Below are 18,397 nucleotides of genomic sequence, written 5' to 3' on the forward strand. Positions count from 1 at the left end.
CAGGCGACGCGCATCTCAGAAGAAGGACTTCACCGCGGCGACGACGCGCGCGAGCTGCTCGTCGGTCAGCTCCGGGTAGATCGGCAGCGACAGGCACTCGTCGGCCCACGCCTCGGTCAGCGGCAGGTCGCCGCGCTTGTGGCCGAGCGACGCGTAGGCCGGCTGGAGGTGCAGCGGCACCGGGTAGTGCACGCCGGCGCCCACGCCCTGCTCCTTCAAGAACGACAGAAGCGAGTCGCGGTGCGAGGTGCGCAGCAGCGCGTGGTGGAAGACGCTGCGCCGGTCCGGCGTCGCGGGCGGGAACCACAGGTCGCCGACGCCGGCCAGCTCGGCCTCGTAGCGCGCCATGAGCGCGACGCGCCGCGCGTTGTCGGCGTCGAGCGTGGTGAGCTTCGCCGACAGGACCGCCGCCTGGAGGGTGTCCATGCGGTGCGCGTACCCGATGATCTCGTGCTCGTACTTGGTGGTGCGCCCGTGGTCGCGGAGCTTGCGCACGGCGGCGGCGAAGTCGTCGTCGTTGGTGGTGATGGCGCCCGCGTCGCCGAAGGCGCCCAGGTTTTTACCCGGGTAGAACGAGAAGCAGGCGGCGATGCCCCACCCGCCGGCCCGCACCACGCTGCCGTCGGCCTTGACCACGTCGGCGCCGTGCGACTGGGCCGCGTCCTCGATCAGCGGTACGCCGGCCGAGGCGCACACCGCGGTCAGCTGCTCCAGGTCGGCCGGGCGGCCGTGGATGTCGACGGGGAGCACCGCGCGTACCCCGTCGATGGCGTCCTTGAGCGCGACCGGGTCCATCGCGCCGGTCTGCGGGTCGATCTCGACGAACCGCGGCGTCGCGCCCAGCCAGGTGATCGGCTCGGCGCTCGCGATGAACGTGTGCGCGGGCACCGCCACCACGTCGCCGGGGCCGACGCCCGCGGCGGCGAGCGCGAGGTGCAGCGCGGCGGTGCCGGAGCCGACGCCGATCGCGTGCTTCGTGCCGCAGAACGCCGCGTACTGCGCCTCGAAGGCCTTCAGCTGCGGGCCCTGGATGAACGCCGTGCTCTCCACGACCTCGCGCATGCCGGCGTCGATCGCCTCCTTGTGGCGCAGGTAGGAGGCCTTGACGTCGACGAGCGGTACTGCGGTGGTCATCGTTACTCCGAAAGCGATGCGTAGGGACGGTGGTCAAGCCCGGCGGGGCAGAGCAGGTCGTCGATGGTCTTCACTTGCCGGCCGGCGTTGCCGACCACGACGGCGCCCGGGGCGACGTCCTTGGTGACGACGGCGCCGGCGCCGACGAGGGCGCGCTCGCCGATGCGTACGCCGGGCAGGATCGTGACGTTGGCGCCGATGCGCGCGGCGCGTCCGATGTGGACACCCTTCATGCACGCGGACACGTCGGGGCAGCGCGGGAACGGCGCGTTGGTGAGCGTCACCCGCGGCCCCAGCCACGCGTCGTCCTCCAGCACGGAGAACTCCGGCACGAAGCAGTGCGAGTGCACGCGTACCCGGTGTCCGATCTGGACGGTGTGCTCCACGACGGACAGCGAGCCGACCGAGACGTCGTCGCCGATGGTGGTGTGTTCGCGAACCAGCACGTGGTGGCCGGTCTGGAACTTCGCGCCGGCGGTGACGCCCGCGTAGACGACGGTGTGGCTGCGCAGCGTGGCGCCGTCACCGAAGACCGTCTTCTCCGACGCGGGCCCGGACCGGCCGACGATGCAGAACTCCTCGACGGTGCTGCCCTCGCCGAGCACCACGCCATCCGCCACCACGGCGAGCGGGCTAACGGTCACCGGCCTCCACCTTCACCTGGGCGCCGCCGGCGCGCAGCGAGGCGTCGACCGCCTCGAGCACGGCCACGACGTCCACGCCGTTCCACCCGTCGGTGCGCGGGCGGGTGCCGGCGTCGGCGCACTCCAGGAAGTGGCGCAGCTCCACGCCGAGCGGCTCGGCCTTCTCCAGCTCGGGCACGGTCACGACGCCGTCGCGCAGGCGGTACTGCCAGGCGCCGTACTCGTCTTCGAACACCTTGTCGGCGCCCTTGTCGTAGACCCGCAGCTTGGCGTCGGCGTCCATGTCGTCGTACACGAGCATCTGCTTGCTGCCCACGACGGTGGTGCGGCGGGTCTTCGACGGGTCGAGCCAGCTCACGTGCATGTGCGCGAGCACGCCGCCCGGATAGCCGACGGTGACGAACGCCACGTCTTCGACGGTCTTGTTGAGGTAGCGGGCACCCTCGGCCGCGGCCCACTCGGGGCGCTGCCCGACCAGGAAGTTGGCGATCGACACGTCGTGCGGGCCGATCGACCAGAACGCGTTGATGTCGCTCTGGATCCGCCCGAGGTTGAGCCGCTGCGAGTGCAGGTAGAGCAGGTCGCCGAAGTCGTCGCCGTCGACGAGCTCCTTCATCTTCCGCACCGCCGGCACGTACTCGAAGGTGTGCCCGACCATCAGCACCCGCTCGCGCTGGTCGGCGAGCCGGGCCAGCGCGACCGCGTCCGCGCTGGAGAGCGCGAGCGGCTTTTCGACCAGGACGTGCTTGCCGGCCTCCAGCAGCCGCCGCGTCAGCGACACGTGCGTCGCCGCCGGGGTGGCGACCACGGCCATGCCCACCGCGGGGTCGTCGAGCACGGCGGACAGGTCGTCGGTGACGGTCACCTTCGGGTACAGCCCCGCCGCCTTCGCGCGCCGCTCGGGCGAGAGCTCGACCAGGTAGCGCCACCGGTCGCCGGCGTGGGTCTGAAGGTTGCGGGCGAGGTTGGGGGCCCAGTAGCCGAAGCCGACCAGTGCGACGGCATCACTCACGTTCTTCGGTCCTCTCGGATTCAACCGCTGATCCCGAAGACACTAGCGTGCCGCGCTTCCACCAGACCCAGGCCAGGCCCAGGATGGTGAAGAGCTGCGCCGGGAACAGCGGATCCTCCAGCGAGGGCGCCAGGCAGGCGACCAGGACCGCGAACGTCATCGCGGCCGCCGCCCACCAGGCGAACGGGTGCACCGCGGCCCCGCGCCGCCACACCGCACGCACCAGCGGCGCGATGAGCAGGAAGAGCCAGGCCAGGTACGCGAGCGCGCCGAGCGCGCCGGTCTCCACGAGCAGGTGCAGCCAGAAGGAGTCGACCTGCTTCTCGTTGGAACCGTAGAGGCGGAAGCCCTCCGGGCCGAAGCGCGAGTCCTGGTACCAGAGCGGGTCGTGCTCGTACGCCACGATGCCGCCGAACTGGCCCACGCCGTAGCCGAGCAGCGGCCGCTTGAGCCACAGCTCGACGCCCTGCTGGGCGTAGAGGACGCGCACCTCGCGCTCGGGGATCTTCTCCCGGTCGTCGCCGCAGTCGGTGCGGGTCTCGACGCAGGCGTCGTCGCCCTCGGCCCCACTGGGCAGGTCGAACGCGCTCGCCACGCCGGCCAGGCGGCGGGCCAGCTCGGCCCGGTTTTCCGGGCTGACCGCGAGCTGGGCGCCGGCGAAGCCGAGCACGATCACGACGGCGATCGAGGCGGCGGCCCACTTGGCGCGGCGCAGGAAGCAGATCACCGCGACACCCGCGACGAAGCCGAGCGTCGACTCGCGCGACTGGGTCGCCGACAGCGCGATCGCCAGCAGCACGAACGCGACCCACCACCGCCAGTGCGTCTTCGCGCGCGACGCCATGTACGCGAAGATGCCGAGCATCGTGAGCGCGAGCAGGTGGCCGAGGTGGTTGGGGTGGTCGAGCAGCGCGTGCGCCCGGTTGATCCGGGCCCACGTCATGTTGATCCAGCCCAGGTCCTGGTAGGTGGCCGGGCCGGCGAGCGTCTGCCAGATCGCGATCGCCGCGTTGACGCCGACGACCGCGCCCACGACGACGAGCACGGTGCGCACGTGCTTGCGACTGGGGTCGGCGGCCCGCCACCCGTAGAAGACGATCACGCCGCGCAGGTAGACCCAGCCGGCCTCGCCGATCAGCTTGACCGGCGAGTCGCCGAAGATGCCGGCGAGCACGAGCACCACGCCGAGCACGACGAGCGCGATGTCGGCCGGGGTAAGGAAGTCGCGCCACCGCCGGTCCACTGTGATCTTGACGAGCGTGACGGCGAGCAGCAGGAAGTACAGCCCGTTCTTCACCGACTTCGGCCAGTCGGGGCCGTCGGCGAGCAGGTTGCCCTCGGCGTCTTCCACAGGGGTGGAGAGCAGCACCTGGATCCAGGTCTCGAAGAGCACCCACACCAGCAGGGTGCCGAGCAGCACCACCAGGGCGAGACCGAGCCACCGGCTCAGGCGGCCCGTCAGGTCCGTGCGGGGCGCTGTGTCCTCCGCGAGCGATTCCGTCCGCGGTTGTGCAGAAAGCATCTGTGCCCCGTCATCCGTCCCGGTCCCTACCGCGCCGCGCGCCACTACACCCTCCGTCCCCAACGAGATGGTGAACCCCCGGCCACCTTAAGCCGTCCGCCAATGGAAGCGTCGCGCAGTATGCGGATCTGACCACGCAGCAGGAAAATGCCCATGATCAGGGCGAACGCGGCCGCCGCGATCCGCGTGCCGGGATTCAGCCATTGGTCGGCGATCGAGGCGGCGACGAGCGCGGCGGCCACCAGGCCGACCGCTAACCCCGCGGGGGCGAGCCACGACATGCGATGCAGTCGCCAGGCCGTGACGATCGGGCCACCCGCGGTCACCGCCGTGCCGCACAGGTAGCCGAGCCCGACGCCGGTCGCGCCGAGCGGCCCGCCCAGCGCGGCGACCACGGCCAGGCCGGTGACCAGGCCGGCCACGGCCGAGAGGACCGGCACGCGCACGTGGGCGCCGCTGGAGAGGGCGTTGACGGCCGGTACCGCCACCACGGCCAGGTAGGTGGCGGCGAGCATGAGCCGCAGCACCGGCGCGCCGTCCGCGTAGTCCGTTCCGCCGAAGACGGTCAGGATCTCGGGCGCGAGCAGCAGCGCGGCGGCGAAGAGCGGCGCCAGCACGACGAGCAGCGCGCGGGTGGAGATGTCGGCCTGGCGGCGCACGTCGTCCATGTCGCCGGCGCCGTGCGCGCGGGCCATCGACGGGAAGAGCACGATGCCGAGCGCGCGGGGCAGGAAGTACGTCGGCGCGATGAGCGTGACCGCCGCCGCGAAGTAGGCCACCTCGTGCGGCGCCGCGAAGTGGTTGGCCAGCAGCTGGGTGCCCTGGAGGAAGCCCTGCGAGCAGAGCGTGCCGATACACGCCAATGCCACGAAGACGGCGATCTCGCGGGTGGCGGCGTGCCGGGTTTTCGGCCCTTTCGTGAGTGGCCGCACGCGCCACCACGCGCCGATGGTGAAGAGCGTGTAACCGGCCGCCAGGGGCAGCAGATAGACGGACCAGCCGGCGGCCACCACCAGCACCGTCGCCGCCAGCGACACACCGGAGCAGGCCAGCTCCAGCCTCGTGTACGCGGGGACGAGCCCGAACCCGTACAACACCGACTTCTGCACGGAGTAGGCGGAGAACGCGCAGCAGAGCGCCGCGACCTGGACCGTGTCGACCCACCCCAGGTCGAGCACGGCGGCGGCGCCCACGGCCGCGCCGAGGCTGATCGGCACGGTGCCCGACCAGCCCACCCGCACCAGTAGGCGGTGTACGCCCCGGGCCGCGGCGTCGTCGCCCCGCCCGTGCTCGAAGGGGATGAACTTGGACGCCGCGCTCGCCACCCCGGCCGGCAGCAGCAGGCTGCCGATGGTGGTGACCGCGATGAGCGTGCCGACCAGGCCGAACGTCTCCTGGTCGGTGGCGCGGCTGACCATCGCACCGTGCAGGAGCCGGGTCAGGCCGAGGGCGACGAGCCCCGCCATGGACAGCAGCCCCGCGCGGACGATACCGGGGCGCGGCGGGGAGGTGGTCTCAACCACGCCTTGCGGCGAGGCGGTCGACGACCGCGAAGTAGTGCTTCTTCTGCTCGCTCCACCGCAGGCCGGCCATGACCTCGCTGGCCCGGGCCGCCTGCGCGAGCGCCTTGTCGGGGTCGCCGGCCAGCTCCCGCATCGCCTCGTGCAGCGTGTCGGGGTTGGCCGGGTCGACGTAGCGGACGGTGTCGTCCGGGAAGTAGCGCGAGATCACCGGGTTGCGGAACGTGATGACCGGGACGCCCAGCATCGCGTACTCCATCAGCTTCGTCGGGAGCACGCCGTCGGTCCACGGGTCGAGCTTGCTCGGCACGAGTCCGATGTGGACCTTCTCCAGCTCCTTGACGATCTCGGGCAGCGGGTAGAGCTTGGTGGGCAGGTCGACCGCGTCCGCGACGCCGAGCGCCGCGGCGCGGGCGCCGAGCTCCTCCAGGCCGTCGCCGCTCCCCCGCACCTGGAGCCGCGCGCCCGGGAAGTCGCCGCGCAGCCGGGCCAGCGCCTCGGTGGCCTCGACCAGGCCGTGGCGGGGCGCGACGAGGCCGTGGTAGCTGAACACGATCTCGCCGGCCGGATCCCAGCGCAGCGGCTCGGGGCGGGGCACGAAGAGGCGCTCGTCGGGGCAGTTCATCACCACGGAGACGGGGCGCTTGGTGCAGGCGCGGATCTCGTCCGCGTACGGCTCGTGGACGGTGAGCACCTCGCGCGCGAACCGGAACGACGCCTTCTCCGACGCGGTGATCGCGCCGAGCACCTTGCTCTTGCCGGCGAACTTCGACGCGAACAGCTTCGACGTCAGGTCGTGCACGTCGAGCAGCACCGGGGTGCCGAAGAGCCGGGGCACGACCGCGGCGAACACCAGCGCCTCGGGCATCGAGTGCGCCTGCACCAGGTCGAACGCGCGGGGGCGGGTGCTCAGCCAGCGGGCGGCGCGGGCGCCGAAGCCGCCGTACAGGGACAGGTAGGCCTTCGCCGAGCTGCCCCGGTACTTGCGGGTGGGCAGGTGCACGACGTTCACGCCGTCGACCACGTCGATCTCGGGGCGGCCGGGCGCGGCGAGCGCGACGACGGTCACCTCGTCACCGCGCGCGACGAGCGCCTCGGCCTGCCGGCGCACGCGGGGGTCCGATTCGTACTCGCTCACCACGATCATGCCGATCCGCAGCGGACGGCCCGGATCGCGCGTCGGTGGGGTGGCCTTCTCCGGCGCCGACAACGTCACGCGCCCGAGGATAGGTGCGGGGCGCTCACCTATCCTCGGGCGGGGGGCTCGGGCACCGATTATTAACCTTTCGTTTACCTGACGGCCACCTTGGTCACCGTCGGTGACGGTTCGAGTGCGGGTTTCCTCCGCGCCCGGAAGGCGACGGCCACCGCGACCGCCCCCGCGAGCACCACCGCGCCGGCCCAGCTCGCCGTCACGTGCATCGCGTCGACGAACGCCCGGTTGGCCGCCTCGACGAGGTCGGGACGCCCGAGTACCCCGGCGGCGTGGCGGGTCGCCTCGGCGGACGGGCTGGCGTCCTCCTGTACCCCAGGCGGAAGGCCGGCCAGCGCGGGGCCGACGCCGTCGCGATAGTTGGAGGTCAGGATCGTGCCCAGGACCGCGATGCCCAGCACGCTGCCGACCTGGCGGATGGTGCTGGTGACGGCGGAGCCGGCGCCCATGCGTTCCGGCGGGAGGGCGGCGACGACCGCGGCGGTGACCGGCGCGACGGCCGCGCCGATCCCGAGGCCGCTGAGCGCACCCGCGACGCACCACCAGAAGAGGGAGGTGTGCAGGCCGAACGCGAGGTTCGCGGCGAAGGCGGCCGTGACCGCGACGAGGCCGGCGCCGGCGACGGGGGCGACGCCGAGGCGCCGGGTGAGCCGCGCGCCGAGCGGGGCGCCCGCGATCACGCCGAGCGCGCCGGGCAGCGCGACGAGGCCGGCGTCCCACGCGGACATGCCGCGCGCGCCCTGGAGGTAGAAGGTGCCGAAGAACATCTGCCCGGTGACGCCGAAGAAGAGCGCGCCGAGGGCGAGGTTGCCGGCCGCGAAGCGCGCGTTGCGGAACAGCCGCGGGTCGAAGCTCGGCTGGGCCGCGCGCAGCTCCGCCACCACGAACGCGGCGAGCAGCGCGACGCCGGCCACGATCGGCAGCCACACCCGCGCGCGTCCCCAGTCGACGCTCTGGCCGCCCTCGATGAGCCCGTACGCGAGCCCGACCAGACCGGCGGTGGACAGGACGAGCCCGGCGGTGTCGACCTTCCGCCGGCTCGCGGCCCTGGGATTCGGGACCGTCCGGAGCACGCCGGCGAGGGCGAACGCGACCACCGGCACGTTCACGAGGAAGATCGAGCCCCACCAGAAGTGGTCGATGAGCAGGCCGCCGATGAGCGGTCCGCCGGCCACGCCGACGCCGCTGGAGGCGGACCAGGCGGCGATCGCGGCGGCCCGCCGCGCGGGCGGGAACGTGACGCCGATGATCGCCATCGACGACGGCATGATCATGGCGCCACCCGCGCCCATCAGCCCGCGGGCGACGATGAGCTGCGCCGGGTCGCCGGCCCAGGCCGCCCACACGGAGGCCACGCCGAATGCGACGAGGCCGAGGAGGAGGACGGTGCGGTGGCCGTACCGGTCGCCGAGCGCGCCGGCCACGAAGAGCCCGGTGGCGAAGATCAGCGAGTACGAGCCGACGGCCCACTGGAGCTCTCCCGGGCTGGCGCCGAGCCCGGTGGACGGGTCGGCGAGGCGCTCCAGAGCGGTGCTCAGGATCGTGGCGTCGAGCCAGATGAGCACGGCGGCGGTGACGAGGATCGCGAGGATCCGGGTATCCTTTGACAGGTTCCTGACGGTCACTCGTTGAGGGTGGCAGGTCGTCAGGGTCCTGTCAATCTTCAGAATGGCTGGTGTGAGCGACGATCCCGGCACCGAGTGGTGCCTCAGCTTCCTGGTCCGGCATGCGTGGCTGAGCATGCGCGGGGTGGTGGCCGAGGCGCTGGCCGAGCACGGGCTCTCGGTGGCGCAGTTCGGGTCGCTGATGCTGATCGAGGAAGAGCCCGGCCTGACCGTCGCGGAGCTGGCGCGCAAGGTCTCCAGCACCCGCCAGTCGGCCAACGAGATGCTCGCCGGCATGGAGCGCGCCGGCCTCGTCGAGCGCCGCCCGCATCCCACCGACCGACGCGCCCAGCAGGTGTTCATCACGCCGGCGGGCCGTTCCCGGCTGCTGGCCGCCACGCCCGACGTGATCACGGTCGAGGCGGACCTGGAGGCGGACTTCAGTGCCGCCGAACGGGCCGTCGTGCGGCGCTGGCTCACCACGATGGCGGCGGCCGGCACGCCCCACGGTGAGGAATTCTCCACCGCGTGACAGGCTGTCCGGCATGACCCTGCTCCTCGTGGACGCGCCAAGCCTGTACTTCCGGGCGTACTTCGGTATCCCCGAGTCGGCCGCCAAGGCTTCCGATGGCACGCCGGTCAACGCCGTGCGCGGGTTCATCGACTTCATCGCCACGCTGGTCCGCGGCCGCCACCCCGACCGCCTGGTGTGCGCGATGGACGCGGACTGGCGGCCCGCGTGGCGGGTGAAGCTGCTGCCGTCGTACAAGGCGCACCGCCTCGACGCCGGCGGCGCGCCCGGCGCCGAGATCGTGCCGGACACGCTCGTCCCCCAGATCCCGCTGATCCTCGAGGTGCTCGAGGCCGTGGGCATCCCGGCGGTCGAGGCGGCCGGCTACGAAGCCGACGACGTGCTGGGCACGCTCGCCACCACCCAGCCCGGTCCGGTCGAGGTGGCCTCCGGCGACCGCGACCTGTTCCAGCTGATCGACGACGCCAAGCCGGTGCGCCTGCTGTACTGCGGGCGCGGCGTGGCCAAGCTCGAGGACTGCGACGACGCGGCGGTGCGCGCGAAGTACGGCGTGCCGGCCGCGGCCTACGCCGACTTCGCCGCCCTGCGCGGCGACCCGAGCGACGGCCTGCCCGGCGTCCCCGGCGTCGGCGAGAAGACGGCCGCCCGGCTGGTCACCCGCTACGGCGACCTGGACGGGATCCTGGCCGCGCTCGACGACCCGAAGGCCGGCTTCGCGGCCGGGCTGCGGGGCAAGCTGGCCGCGGCGCGCGACTACCTCGCGGTGGCGCCGCAGGTGGTGCGGGTGGCGCGGGACATCCCGATCCCGGACTTCGACACCCGCCTGCCGACCGCGCCGGTGGACGGCGACCGGCTGCTGGCACTGGCCGAGAAGTGGAACCTGGCCGGCTCCTGCAAGCGCCTCGTGGACGCCCTCGCCCTCCCCCGCTGACGGACGGCGGCGCGTCCGGGGGTTGGGCTTGGCGCGCGGACCCGGCAGCGGAGGCCGGGGATCTCGGCTCGCTCCGCGAGCCGCCGGCCGCCGCGGTCTCCGGCGGGAGCGGCGGTCCGCCGCTGACGCGGACCCGGGAAATTCTCGGAAGAAAAGCTAGTGGCGGCGCGTCGACGAGGGGAAGTTGGTGCGGCGGGCGGCCAGGCCGTGTGGGGACGGGGGTGGCTCGGGGGCCGAGGCGTTGGCCCGGTCGGCCATCCGGGCGTCCAGGTAGGCTGCGCCGGCGCGGTCCTCCTCGTTGGGGGCGGCCAGCACGGCGTAGATGAGCGCGATCACCACGAGGATCACGGCGAGGATGATCGGCACCAGCAGGTTGGACGCGGTGGCGCCGGAGGGGTCGCCGGCGGTGGGGTGTTCGTGTGCGGACATGGAGGACATGCCGGTGAAGTGCATGCCGTTCACCGCGATGCCCATGACCAGGGCGGACGCGACGATGGCGAGCGCGCCCTTGACGTTCACGACCAGCCACAGCGCGACCGTCGCGGCGACCACGGCGATCGCGAACGACAGGGCCACGCGGGTCGTGTCGTAGTCGATGCGGGCGTCGACCCGCATGGCGGCCATGCCGGTGTAGTGCATGGCGCCGACGCCGACGCCGGCGAAGATGCCGCCGAGCACGATCTTCGGGATCGACGGGCGGCCCAGCGCGGCGATGAACAGGCCGATGCCGACCACCGCCACGGCGATCAGCGCGCTCGCGGCGGTCATCGCCACGTCGTACCGGATCTGCTGGCCGACCACCGAGAAGCCGAGCATGGCCATGAAGTGCATGCTCCAGATGGCGGTGCCGCCGATCGCCCAGGCGGCGAGCATCAGCCACCAGGCGCGCTGTGCCCGGGTCTTTCCCTCGCGCACGCGAACGGCACAGGTGAGCCCCAGCAGCGAGCCGAGCACCGAGATGCCATAGCTGAGTGTCGGCGTGATCCAGCCGTACTCGAAGTGATGAATCTCCACGATCGCCCGTCCCCCAGTGAAGAGCCTCCACCCCGGCCAGAACGGAGGCACATTCGCGTTAGCGATCTTTAAGAGACGATCGGCGTTCTACAACTGGACGGTCGGGTATACGTCAGAACGTATCCAAAAAACTACGAAACGGCGTTGTATGCGAGCACTCCGCGATTGACCGCGCCCATTGCCGAGCGGGCGATCTCGCGGAGCTTGGGGGTGGCGGAGGCGGCCTCGGCGACCTGGCCGAGCAGGTCGACCACCTGGCGGGCCCAGCGCACGAAGTCGCCGGCCGGCATCTCGCCGTCGAGGTTGTGGCCGCTGGCCAGCACCTTCGCGAGGTCTTCGCCGCGCGCCCAGCGGAAGATCGGCCACACGAAGCCGAGGTCGGGCTCGCGGGTCAGGTCGAGGCCCCGGGACGCCTCGTCGGCCTCCAGCTCGGCCCAGATCTTCACGGTCTCGTCGACGGCGTCGGACACCGGGCCGCGGGGCACCGAGGCGCGCTCGTCGCCTTCGCGGCGCGCCTCGTAGAGCACCACGGAGACGGCCGCCGCCAGCTCGGCCGCGGACAGGCCGTCCCACACGCCACGGCGCAGGCACTCGGCGACCAGCAGGTCGGCCTCGGTCCAGATGCGGGCGAGCATGCGGCCGGCGTCGGTGACCTCGCCCTGCGGCGTCAGGTAGCCCCGGTTGGTCAGCAGGGCACACACGTTGTCGAACGTACGTGCGAGCGAGCCGGTCCGCCCGGCCACCTTGTCGCGCAGCTGCTCGGTGTCGCGCCGCAGCCGGTGGCGCCGCTCGGCCCAGCGGGCGTGCTCCTCGCGTTCCGGGCAGGCGTGGCAGGGGTGCTGCCGCAGCTCCACGCGGAGCAGCGCCAGCTCGTGGTCCTCGCCGTTGCCGCCCTTGGACCGCGACCGCCGCCCGGCGTGCCGGTCGAGGCCCGTGGCGGTCACCTGCGCGGCCAGGTCGCGGCGCGCGGCCGGCGAACGGTGGTTGAAGTGCTTGGGCACCCGCACGCGGGCCAGCACCTCGGCCGGCGCGGTGAAATCGGCCGGGGTGACCCGCCCGGCCCACCGGTCCTGGGTGAGCACCAGCGGGCGGGGCTCGCCGAAGCCGCCCACGCCCGGGTCGAGCACGACCGCCAGGCCGGAGCGGCGGCCGGACGGCACGCGCACCACGTCGCCCACCCGCAGGCGCTCCAGCGAGCGCACCGCCTCGGCGCGGCGCTGGCTGCTGCCCTGCTTGGCCAGCGAGCGCTCGCGGTCGGCGATCGCCACCCGCAGCCCGAAGTACTCGTCGAAATCGCCGTGGTGGCAGCGCACCTCGTTGCCGTACGCCTCGATGGTCTCCTGGTTGCGCTGCACCTGCCGGGCCAGGCCGACCACCGAGCGGTCCGCCTGGAACTGGGCGAACGAGCTCTCCAGCAGCTCGCGCGCCGGCGCCGCGCCCACCGTGGCGACGAGGTTGGCGGCCATGTTGTACGACGGCCGGAAGCTGGACCGCAGCGGGTAGGTGCGGGTGGAGGCGAGCCCGGCGACGTGCCGCGGGTCGACCTCGGGCGCCCACACCACGACCGCGTGCCCCTCCACGTCGATGCCCCGGCGGCCGGCGCGGCCGGTGAGCTGGGTGTACTCCCCCGGCGTCAGGTCGACGTGCGCCTCGCCGTTGAACTTGACCAGCCGCTCCAGCACCACGCACCGGGCCGGCATGTTGATGCCCAGGGCGAGGGTCTCGGTGGCGAAGACGGCCTTGACCAGCCCGCGCACGAACAGCTCCTCGACCACCTCCTTGAACGCCGGCAGCAGGCCCGCGTGGTGGGCGGCCAGCCCGCGCTCCAGGCCGTCGAGCCACTCCCAGTAGCCGAGCACCTGGAGGTCGCCGCCGGGGATGGCGGCCATCCGCGCCTCGGCCACGCGGCGGATCTCGGCCCGCTCGTCGGGCGTGGTGAGCCGCAGCCCCGCGTGCAGGCACTGCTGCACGGCCGCGTCGCAGCCGGCGCGGCTGAAGATGAACAGGATCGCCGGCAGCAGCCCCTCGCGGTCGAGCCGCTCGACGATGTCGGCGCGCAGCGGACCCCGCCACCGCCGCCCGCCGCGGCCGCCGCGCCCGGGGGTGTAGCCGTCGGTCATCTCCAGCCGGCGCAGCTGCTCCCGCGAGTAGCGCAGCAGCTCGGGGTGCACGTCGTGCTTGCGGGCCGCGTCGGCGTCGTGGAACAGGTCGAACATCCGCCGCCCCACCAGCATGTGCTGCCACAGGGGCACCGGCCGGTGCTCGCTCACCACGACGGCCGTCTCACCCCGCACGGTGACCAGCCAGTCGGCGAACTCCTCCGCGTTGGAGACGGTCGCCGACAGGGACACGAGCGTCACCGAGGCGGGCAGGTGGATGATCACCTCCTCCCAGACCGCGCCGCGGAAGCGGTCGGCGAGGTAGTGCACCTCGTCCATCACCACGTACGCCAGTCCCTCCAAAGTGGACGACCCGGCGTAGAGCATGTTGCGCAGCACCTCGGTGGTCATCACCACCACGGGCGCGTCGCCGTTGATGGCGTTGTCGCCGGTCAGCAGCCCGACCCGCTCGGCGCCGTAGCGCTGCACCAGGTCGTGGTACTTCTGGTTGGACAGCGCCTTGATCGGCGTGGTGTAGAAGCACTTGCGCTTGAGGCCGGGGGTGGCGAGCGCCAGGTGCACGGCGAACTCGCCGACCACGGTCTTTCCCGCCCCGGTGGGGGCGCAGACGAGCACGCCGCTACCCCGCTCGAGCGCCTCGCACGCCTCCCGCTGGAAGTCGTCGAGATCGAACCCGAGGTCGAGGGCGAAGTCCTCGAGTGCTGGGAAACCTGCGGCCTCATCGGCCCGGCGGCGCGCCTGGGCGTACCGCTCGGCGGGGCTGCTCATGCCCTTAATTTATCTTGCCCGTACAGCCCGATACCCAACGCGCCACCAGCGGGTCGGCTTACGGGACCAACCGGGCGACTCGGTAGGGTCACGGACGTGCCGGACCAGACCGCCCTCCCCGACCCCAGACCCACCCGATCGCCGCTGGAGGCGGTGCTCTTCGACTTCCACGGCACGCTCGCACAGGTGGAAGACCCGATCGAATGGGTCATCGCGGCCGCCGGGGAGTGCGGCGTCACGCTCGACCGCGGCCGGGCCACCGTGCTGGCCGACCGGCTGGTCACCGCCGGGCGCGCGGGCGGGCCGGTGCCGCGCCGGGTGCCGCCGCACCTGGCCGAGCTGTTCGCCGACCGCGACCTGTACGAGCACGCCCACCGCGCCGCCTACATCGGGCTGGCGGAGACCGTGGGAGCGGGCGTGGAGGGGTTCGAGGAGGCCCTCTACGAGCGGCTGCTGCGCCCGGACGGCTGGGTGCTCTACGCGGACACCGCCGGCACGCTGATGGCGCTCAAGGAGGCGGGCGTGCCGGTCGCGGTGGTGAGCAACATCGGCTTCGACATCCGGCCGCTCTTCGCGGCCTGGGGCTTCGCCGGCCTGGTCGACGCCTACGTGCTGTCCTACGAGGTGGGCCGCACCAAGCCCGACCCGGCGATCTTCCTGCGGGCGTGCGGCGCGCTGGGCGTGGAGCCGGAGCGCGCGCTCATGGTCGGCGACACCCCCGCCGACGCCGGCGCCGTGCGGGCCGGCCTGGCCGCGCTGGTGCTCCCGGCGGCCGACCCCGGCAAGTCGAACGGCCTGGCCGCGGTGCTCAACCTCACCGCACCGTAATCCCATTTGCCCGGGTTCGCGTCACCTGCGGACCGCCGCTCCCGCCGGAGACCGCGCAGGTCGGCGGCTCGCGGGGCTCGCCGAGATCCCCGACCTCCGCTGCCACCTCCGCGCGGCAAGACCGACCGGTGACCGGAGGCGACGGTCTAGCCGGAAGGCTCACGGACCAATCGCCGCTGGGTGCACACCCGCGAGACGACCGAGGACTTCTCGGCCGTCCGCGAACTACGGCTGGCAGCCGCGGCAGCCCCGGGTCTGACGCCGGCGCGGCCCGCGGCGACAGCGGCCCCGGGGCGAACGAAGCAACGCGGCGTCGCCCTCGACCCGGCGAGATATCCAAGATCAAGGCCCCTTGAAGAGCGCGACCGTCTACCGGCCGCCGTGCCGCGGCTCTGGGGTCGCGGCGTAGCTCGCCGCAACACCGGCCCGACACGATGGAAAGGGCGACGGCGGACCACGCATTCGGTCGAACCTATGGACGGGGCGCGCGATGACCGGCCGTGCCTTTTCCGGCCACCTTAGCGAGACGTCCCGCTGATGAATCGCACGTCTCGGCGCGACGCCAATCCTCTTGTCGAACGGCGCGTGGATTGGTCGCGGCAGACGCGGTCTTGGATGCGCCCCAAATGTGCGGGCAAAGGAGCGTCGGCCTGCCGTGGACGATGGCGGCTGAAGCGGCGACCTCACCGGCGCGGGTTTGTCCAGCGCGGATATGGGTCTCTTTGGTGGCTCGCCGTGGTCGTGGCCGGCGTGGACCGGTCGGTCCGTCCGGACCGGTGCGGCGGCATCGGCGCCGTCCCCGCCGCGACCTGCGGTCTGCTGGCTGGTCGGCGGGCAGTGCTCGGGTGAGCCTGCCGACCGAGAAGCACAAGAGCTGCCGCGCTGGCGGTGCAGGCGCTCGCGCTGACGCTGGATCAGCCCCCAGGCGCGATGGCATTGATGCTCGCGGCGAAACTCCTCACCCGCGGGAGAATAGTTACGCGAAGCGGTCCGGTCACGCATTTTGGCGAGCTCAGCCGAGGCGAACAACTGAAGCTGCCGCATACACAAATTATCCCGCAGCCGCCGCGAACCCGCTGCCCCGAACGACGATTAATCGTACCGAATTGGCGTGGGTTACCTACGGGAATACAGGTGGTCCGGCTGAGAGCGACCTGCCCAATTGACGCGGCGGGTGGTGGGGCGGGTGTCCCAGCGGTAGTGGGTGCGGGCTTGGCGGATGAGGGCGCGGATCGTGACCAAGGTGGCGGCGAGGTGGAGGTAGCCGCGGAAGGGGGGACCGCGACCAACAGCGGACGGGTGAGGCCGCGGGAGCGGCGGTCCGGACCACCGCGGGCGTCGCGGTAGCTCAGATCGTGAATTTGATCTGTCAGCCGAGCAGGCGCACCGCTCCCGGGACCGCGGTGATCGTGACGGGGAGGGGGAAGGCGCGCTCGCCGTCCACGTAGGTGGTGATGCCCTCGGCCTCGATCTCGACGGTGCGGGCCCGGTAGGTGTGCACCTGGGGGTGCTCGACGTGGGTGCCCTTGTAGGTCTTGCCCTTGAGCCGCACCAGCGTGGCCCGGCTGACGTCGCCGAGCACCACGTCGAGCAGGCCGTCGGTGGGCACGGCCGAGGGCACGATGCGGATGCCGCCGCCGTAGCTGGCGCAGTTGCCGACCGCGAGCAGCACGGCGTTACGCACCTGCTCCTCGCCGTCGAGGCGCAGCGTGTAACGGCGGGCCTTGAGCCGCAGCAGCTCGACGAAGATGGCCAGGTCGTAGCGGCGGGGGCCGCGTGGCCAACGCATCCTGTTGGCCCGCTCGTTGACCACCGCGTCGAAGCCGGCGGCGAGCACCGCGCCGTACCACATCGGGGCGCGGCCGGGACCGGTCAGCCGCGCGAGGTCGATCGGGCGCGTACGGCCGGCCTTAACCGCGCCGGCGATCGCGGCGGCCGCGGCGATCGGCTCGGTGGGGACGCCGGTCTCGACGGCGAAGTCGTTGCCGGTGCCGGCGGGCACCGCGCCGAAGGGCAGATCGGTGCCGGCCACGGCCTGTAGCGCCAGGTGGACGGTGCCGTCGCCGCCCACGGCCACCAGCGCGGCGGCGCCGCCGGCGACCGCGTCGTGGCAGGCCGCCTGGGCCTCCTCCCGGGTACGGGCGTCGAGCAGCCGCACCGGCAGGTCGGCCTCGGCGAGCCGGTCGAGCACGGGTGGGAGCAGGTCGCGATGGCGCCCGCGTCCCGCTTCCGGGTTGACGAGCACTACGAGGTCGCCGGACATCAGGTGGTCTCGTCGTAGCGGCGCTCGATCGGCAGCGGCGCGGCCACGGGTGCCACGCTCTCGAGCGGCTCACCGGCCTCCACCGACTCCGCGTCGTACTCCAGCGGGGACGCCTCGTCGTCGTCGAGCCCGGCGTAGGTCTCCTGCCGGCGGCGCTTGCGCCGGTCGTTGATGAACGCCACACCGACGGCCGCGAAGTAGAGCACGCAGAGGCACAGCGCGAGCGCGGTCATGCCGAACGGGTCGGGCGTGGGCGTGGCGATCGCGGAGAACGCGAAGAACGCGAAGATCGCGATGCGCCACCAGCCGAGCAGGCGTTTCGCGCTGGCCAGCCCGACGAAGTTGAGCATCAAGATGATCAACGGGAACTCGAACGCCACCCCGAAGATCAAAATCAAGTTGGTGACGAACGAGAAATATCGGCCGACCTCGAGCGTGGTCTGGATGTTGTCCGGGCTGATGGTCAGCAGGAACTCGAGGCCGGTGTGCACCACGAAGAACGCCAGGAACCCGCCGGCGGCGAAGAGCGGCGCGGCGATCGCGGCGAACGCGTACGCGTACCGGCGCTCGTGCCGGTGCAGACCGGGCGCGATGAACGCCCAGAGCTGGTAGAGCCAGATCGGCCCGGCGATGATCAGGCCGAGCCAGAGCGACATCCGCAGCTGGAGCAGCAGGTAGTCGGCCGGTCCGAGCTGGAGCAGCAGGCACTTGCCGGTCTCCGGATCCTTCGCCGCCTCCAGCTGGCAGTACGGGTTGTCCATGACGTCCATCACGCGCTTCGAGATCGCGAAGCCGATGATGAAGCCGATGAGAAGGCCGAGCGACGCCCGGAACAACCGCGTGCGCAGCTCGCGCAGGTGCTCGATGAGGGTCATCGAGCCGTCAGCGGCACGCTCGAAGTTGCTCGGACCGCGCCGCAGGAGGGAGAACGCCACGGGGAGCGCCGCGGATCAGGAAACGTCGCGGGTGCGCTGCACCGGGTCCTGGACCGGCGCGGCCGGGCGCTGCTCCGTGGCCGGCGGCAGCGGCTGGCGACCGTTTTGAGCGTCCGCCTTTTCGGCGAGGTCGCGCTCGTCGTCGTCGGTCAGGTGCTTGGTCTCGGCCTTGATGATCCGCAACGAGCGGCCCAAGGACCGGGCCGCGTCGGGCAACCGCTTCGCGCCGAAGAGAAGGACCAGCACGACCACGAGTACGGCGATGTGCCACGGCTTGAGGGCGCCCATGGAAAGCTCCAACTGCTGATCGTCGTGAGGACTGTCGAGCCCTATCGTACGTGCGTCTGGCGGCGAACA

General features: G+C 72.4%; 15 protein-coding genes. 3 read left to right on the plus strand and 12 right to left on the minus strand.

All coding sequences use genetic code 11. The features are described from left to right. Positions 1–15: 15 nt before the first annotated feature. The 7 genes from AC5L36_RS09685 to AC5L36_RS09715 all read right to left on the minus strand — a co-directional run bounded on the left by AC5L36_RS09685 (position 16) and on the right by AC5L36_RS09715 (position 8,670). A complete protein-coding gene (locus AC5L36_RS09685) occupies positions 16–1,134 on the minus strand; it encodes a DegT/DnrJ/EryC1/StrS family aminotransferase (RefSeq protein ID WP_441214609.1) in 1,119 nt (372 codons plus the stop codon). Between the two features lie 2 nt (positions 1,135–1,136). Further along, positions 1,137–1,778: an acyltransferase gene (locus tag AC5L36_RS09690; protein ID WP_441214610.1), complete on the minus strand. Its 642-nt coding sequence runs from the start codon at positions 1,776–1,778 to the stop codon at positions 1,137–1,139. Continuing rightward, positions 1,768–2,790, minus strand: coding sequence for a Gfo/Idh/MocA family protein (locus AC5L36_RS09695; RefSeq protein ID WP_441214611.1), 1,023 nt, complete (start codon positions 2,788–2,790; stop codon positions 1,768–1,770). Before AC5L36_RS09695 ends, AC5L36_RS09690 begins: the two co-directional genes overlap by 11 nt. After that, the gene (locus tag AC5L36_RS09700) at positions 2,783–4,312 is read right to left on the minus strand and encodes an O-antigen ligase family protein (RefSeq protein WP_441214612.1); all 1,530 of its coding nucleotides are present in this window, start codon (positions 4,310–4,312) and stop codon (positions 2,783–2,785) included. The genes AC5L36_RS09695 and AC5L36_RS09700 overlap by 8 nt, the downstream gene beginning before the upstream one ends. 44 nt (positions 4,313–4,356) lie before the next feature. Next, positions 4,357–5,778, minus strand: coding sequence for a lipopolysaccharide biosynthesis protein (locus AC5L36_RS09705; RefSeq protein WP_441214613.1), 1,422 nt, complete (start codon positions 5,776–5,778; stop codon positions 4,357–4,359). Positions 5,779–5,827: 49 nt separating this feature from the next. Next, complete coding sequence (locus AC5L36_RS09710; protein ID WP_441214614.1) at positions 5,828–7,048, minus strand: glycosyltransferase family 4 protein; 1,221 nt, start codon at positions 7,046–7,048, stop codon at positions 5,828–5,830. A gap of 74 nt (positions 7,049–7,122) precedes the next feature. Further along, positions 7,123–8,670 (minus strand): DHA2 family efflux MFS transporter permease subunit, encoded by a 1,548-nt coding sequence (locus AC5L36_RS09715; RefSeq protein WP_441214615.1) that lies wholly within the window; start codon positions 8,668–8,670, stop codon positions 7,123–7,125. A gap of 52 nt (positions 8,671–8,722) precedes the next feature. Here AC5L36_RS09715 and AC5L36_RS09720 point away from each other — a divergent pair, with 52 nt between their 5' ends. Both AC5L36_RS09720 and AC5L36_RS09725 read left to right on the plus strand, forming a co-directional pair. Beyond that, positions 8,723–9,181 (plus strand): MarR family winged helix-turn-helix transcriptional regulator, encoded by a 459-nt coding sequence (locus AC5L36_RS09720; RefSeq protein ID WP_441214616.1) that lies wholly within the window; start codon positions 8,723–8,725, stop codon positions 9,179–9,181. A 13-nt stretch (positions 9,182–9,194) separates the two neighbouring features. Beyond that, entirely contained in the window at positions 9,195–10,112 is a 918-nt protein-coding gene (locus tag AC5L36_RS09725) for a 5'-3' exonuclease (protein WP_441214617.1), read from the plus strand. Positions 10,113–10,268: 156 nt separating this feature from the next. On the opposite strand, the gene AC5L36_RS09730 is transcribed toward AC5L36_RS09725, so the two are convergent. Both AC5L36_RS09730 and AC5L36_RS09735 read right to left on the minus strand, forming a co-directional pair. Next, entirely contained in the window at positions 10,269–11,126 is an 858-nt protein-coding gene (locus tag AC5L36_RS09730) for an MHYT domain-containing protein (protein WP_441214618.1), read from the minus strand. Positions 11,127–11,257: 131 nt separating this feature from the next. Then, positions 11,258–14,014 carry a DEAD/DEAH box helicase gene (locus AC5L36_RS09735; protein ID WP_441214619.1) on the minus strand — a complete coding sequence of 919 codons (2,757 nt, stop codon included), beginning with the start codon at positions 14,012–14,014 and terminating at the stop codon, positions 11,258–11,260. A 144-nt stretch (positions 14,015–14,158) separates the two neighbouring features. On the opposite strand from AC5L36_RS09735, the gene AC5L36_RS09740 reads away from it, so the two are divergent. Continuing rightward, entirely contained in the window at positions 14,159–14,842 is a 684-nt protein-coding gene (locus AC5L36_RS09740; RefSeq protein ID WP_441214949.1) for an HAD family hydrolase, read from the plus strand. A 1,369-nt stretch (positions 14,843–16,211) separates the two neighbouring features. On the opposite strand, the gene AC5L36_RS09745 is transcribed toward AC5L36_RS09740, so the two are convergent. Genes AC5L36_RS09745 through tatA form a run of 3 tightly spaced genes read right to left on the minus strand, consistent with a single transcriptional unit; the run spans position 16,212 to position 18,328 of the window. Further along, on the minus strand, positions 16,212–17,105 hold the full coding sequence (locus AC5L36_RS09745; RefSeq protein WP_441214620.1) for a diacylglycerol kinase family protein: 894 nt from the start codon (positions 17,103–17,105) through the stop codon (positions 16,212–16,214). Then, a complete protein-coding gene (tatC, locus tag AC5L36_RS09750) occupies positions 17,105–18,040 on the minus strand; it encodes a twin-arginine translocase subunit TatC (protein ID WP_441214621.1) in 936 nt (311 codons plus the stop codon). The genes AC5L36_RS09745 and tatC overlap by 1 nt, the downstream gene beginning before the upstream one ends. Positions 18,041–18,055: 15 nt before the next feature. Continuing rightward, positions 18,056–18,328, minus strand: a complete 273-nt coding sequence (gene tatA, locus AC5L36_RS09755) for a Sec-independent protein translocase subunit TatA (protein WP_441214622.1) — start codon at positions 18,326–18,328, stop codon at positions 18,056–18,058. Positions 18,329–18,397 lie beyond the last annotated feature (69 nt).

It is taken from the genome of Phytohabitans sp. LZ39 (assembly GCF_059359075.1).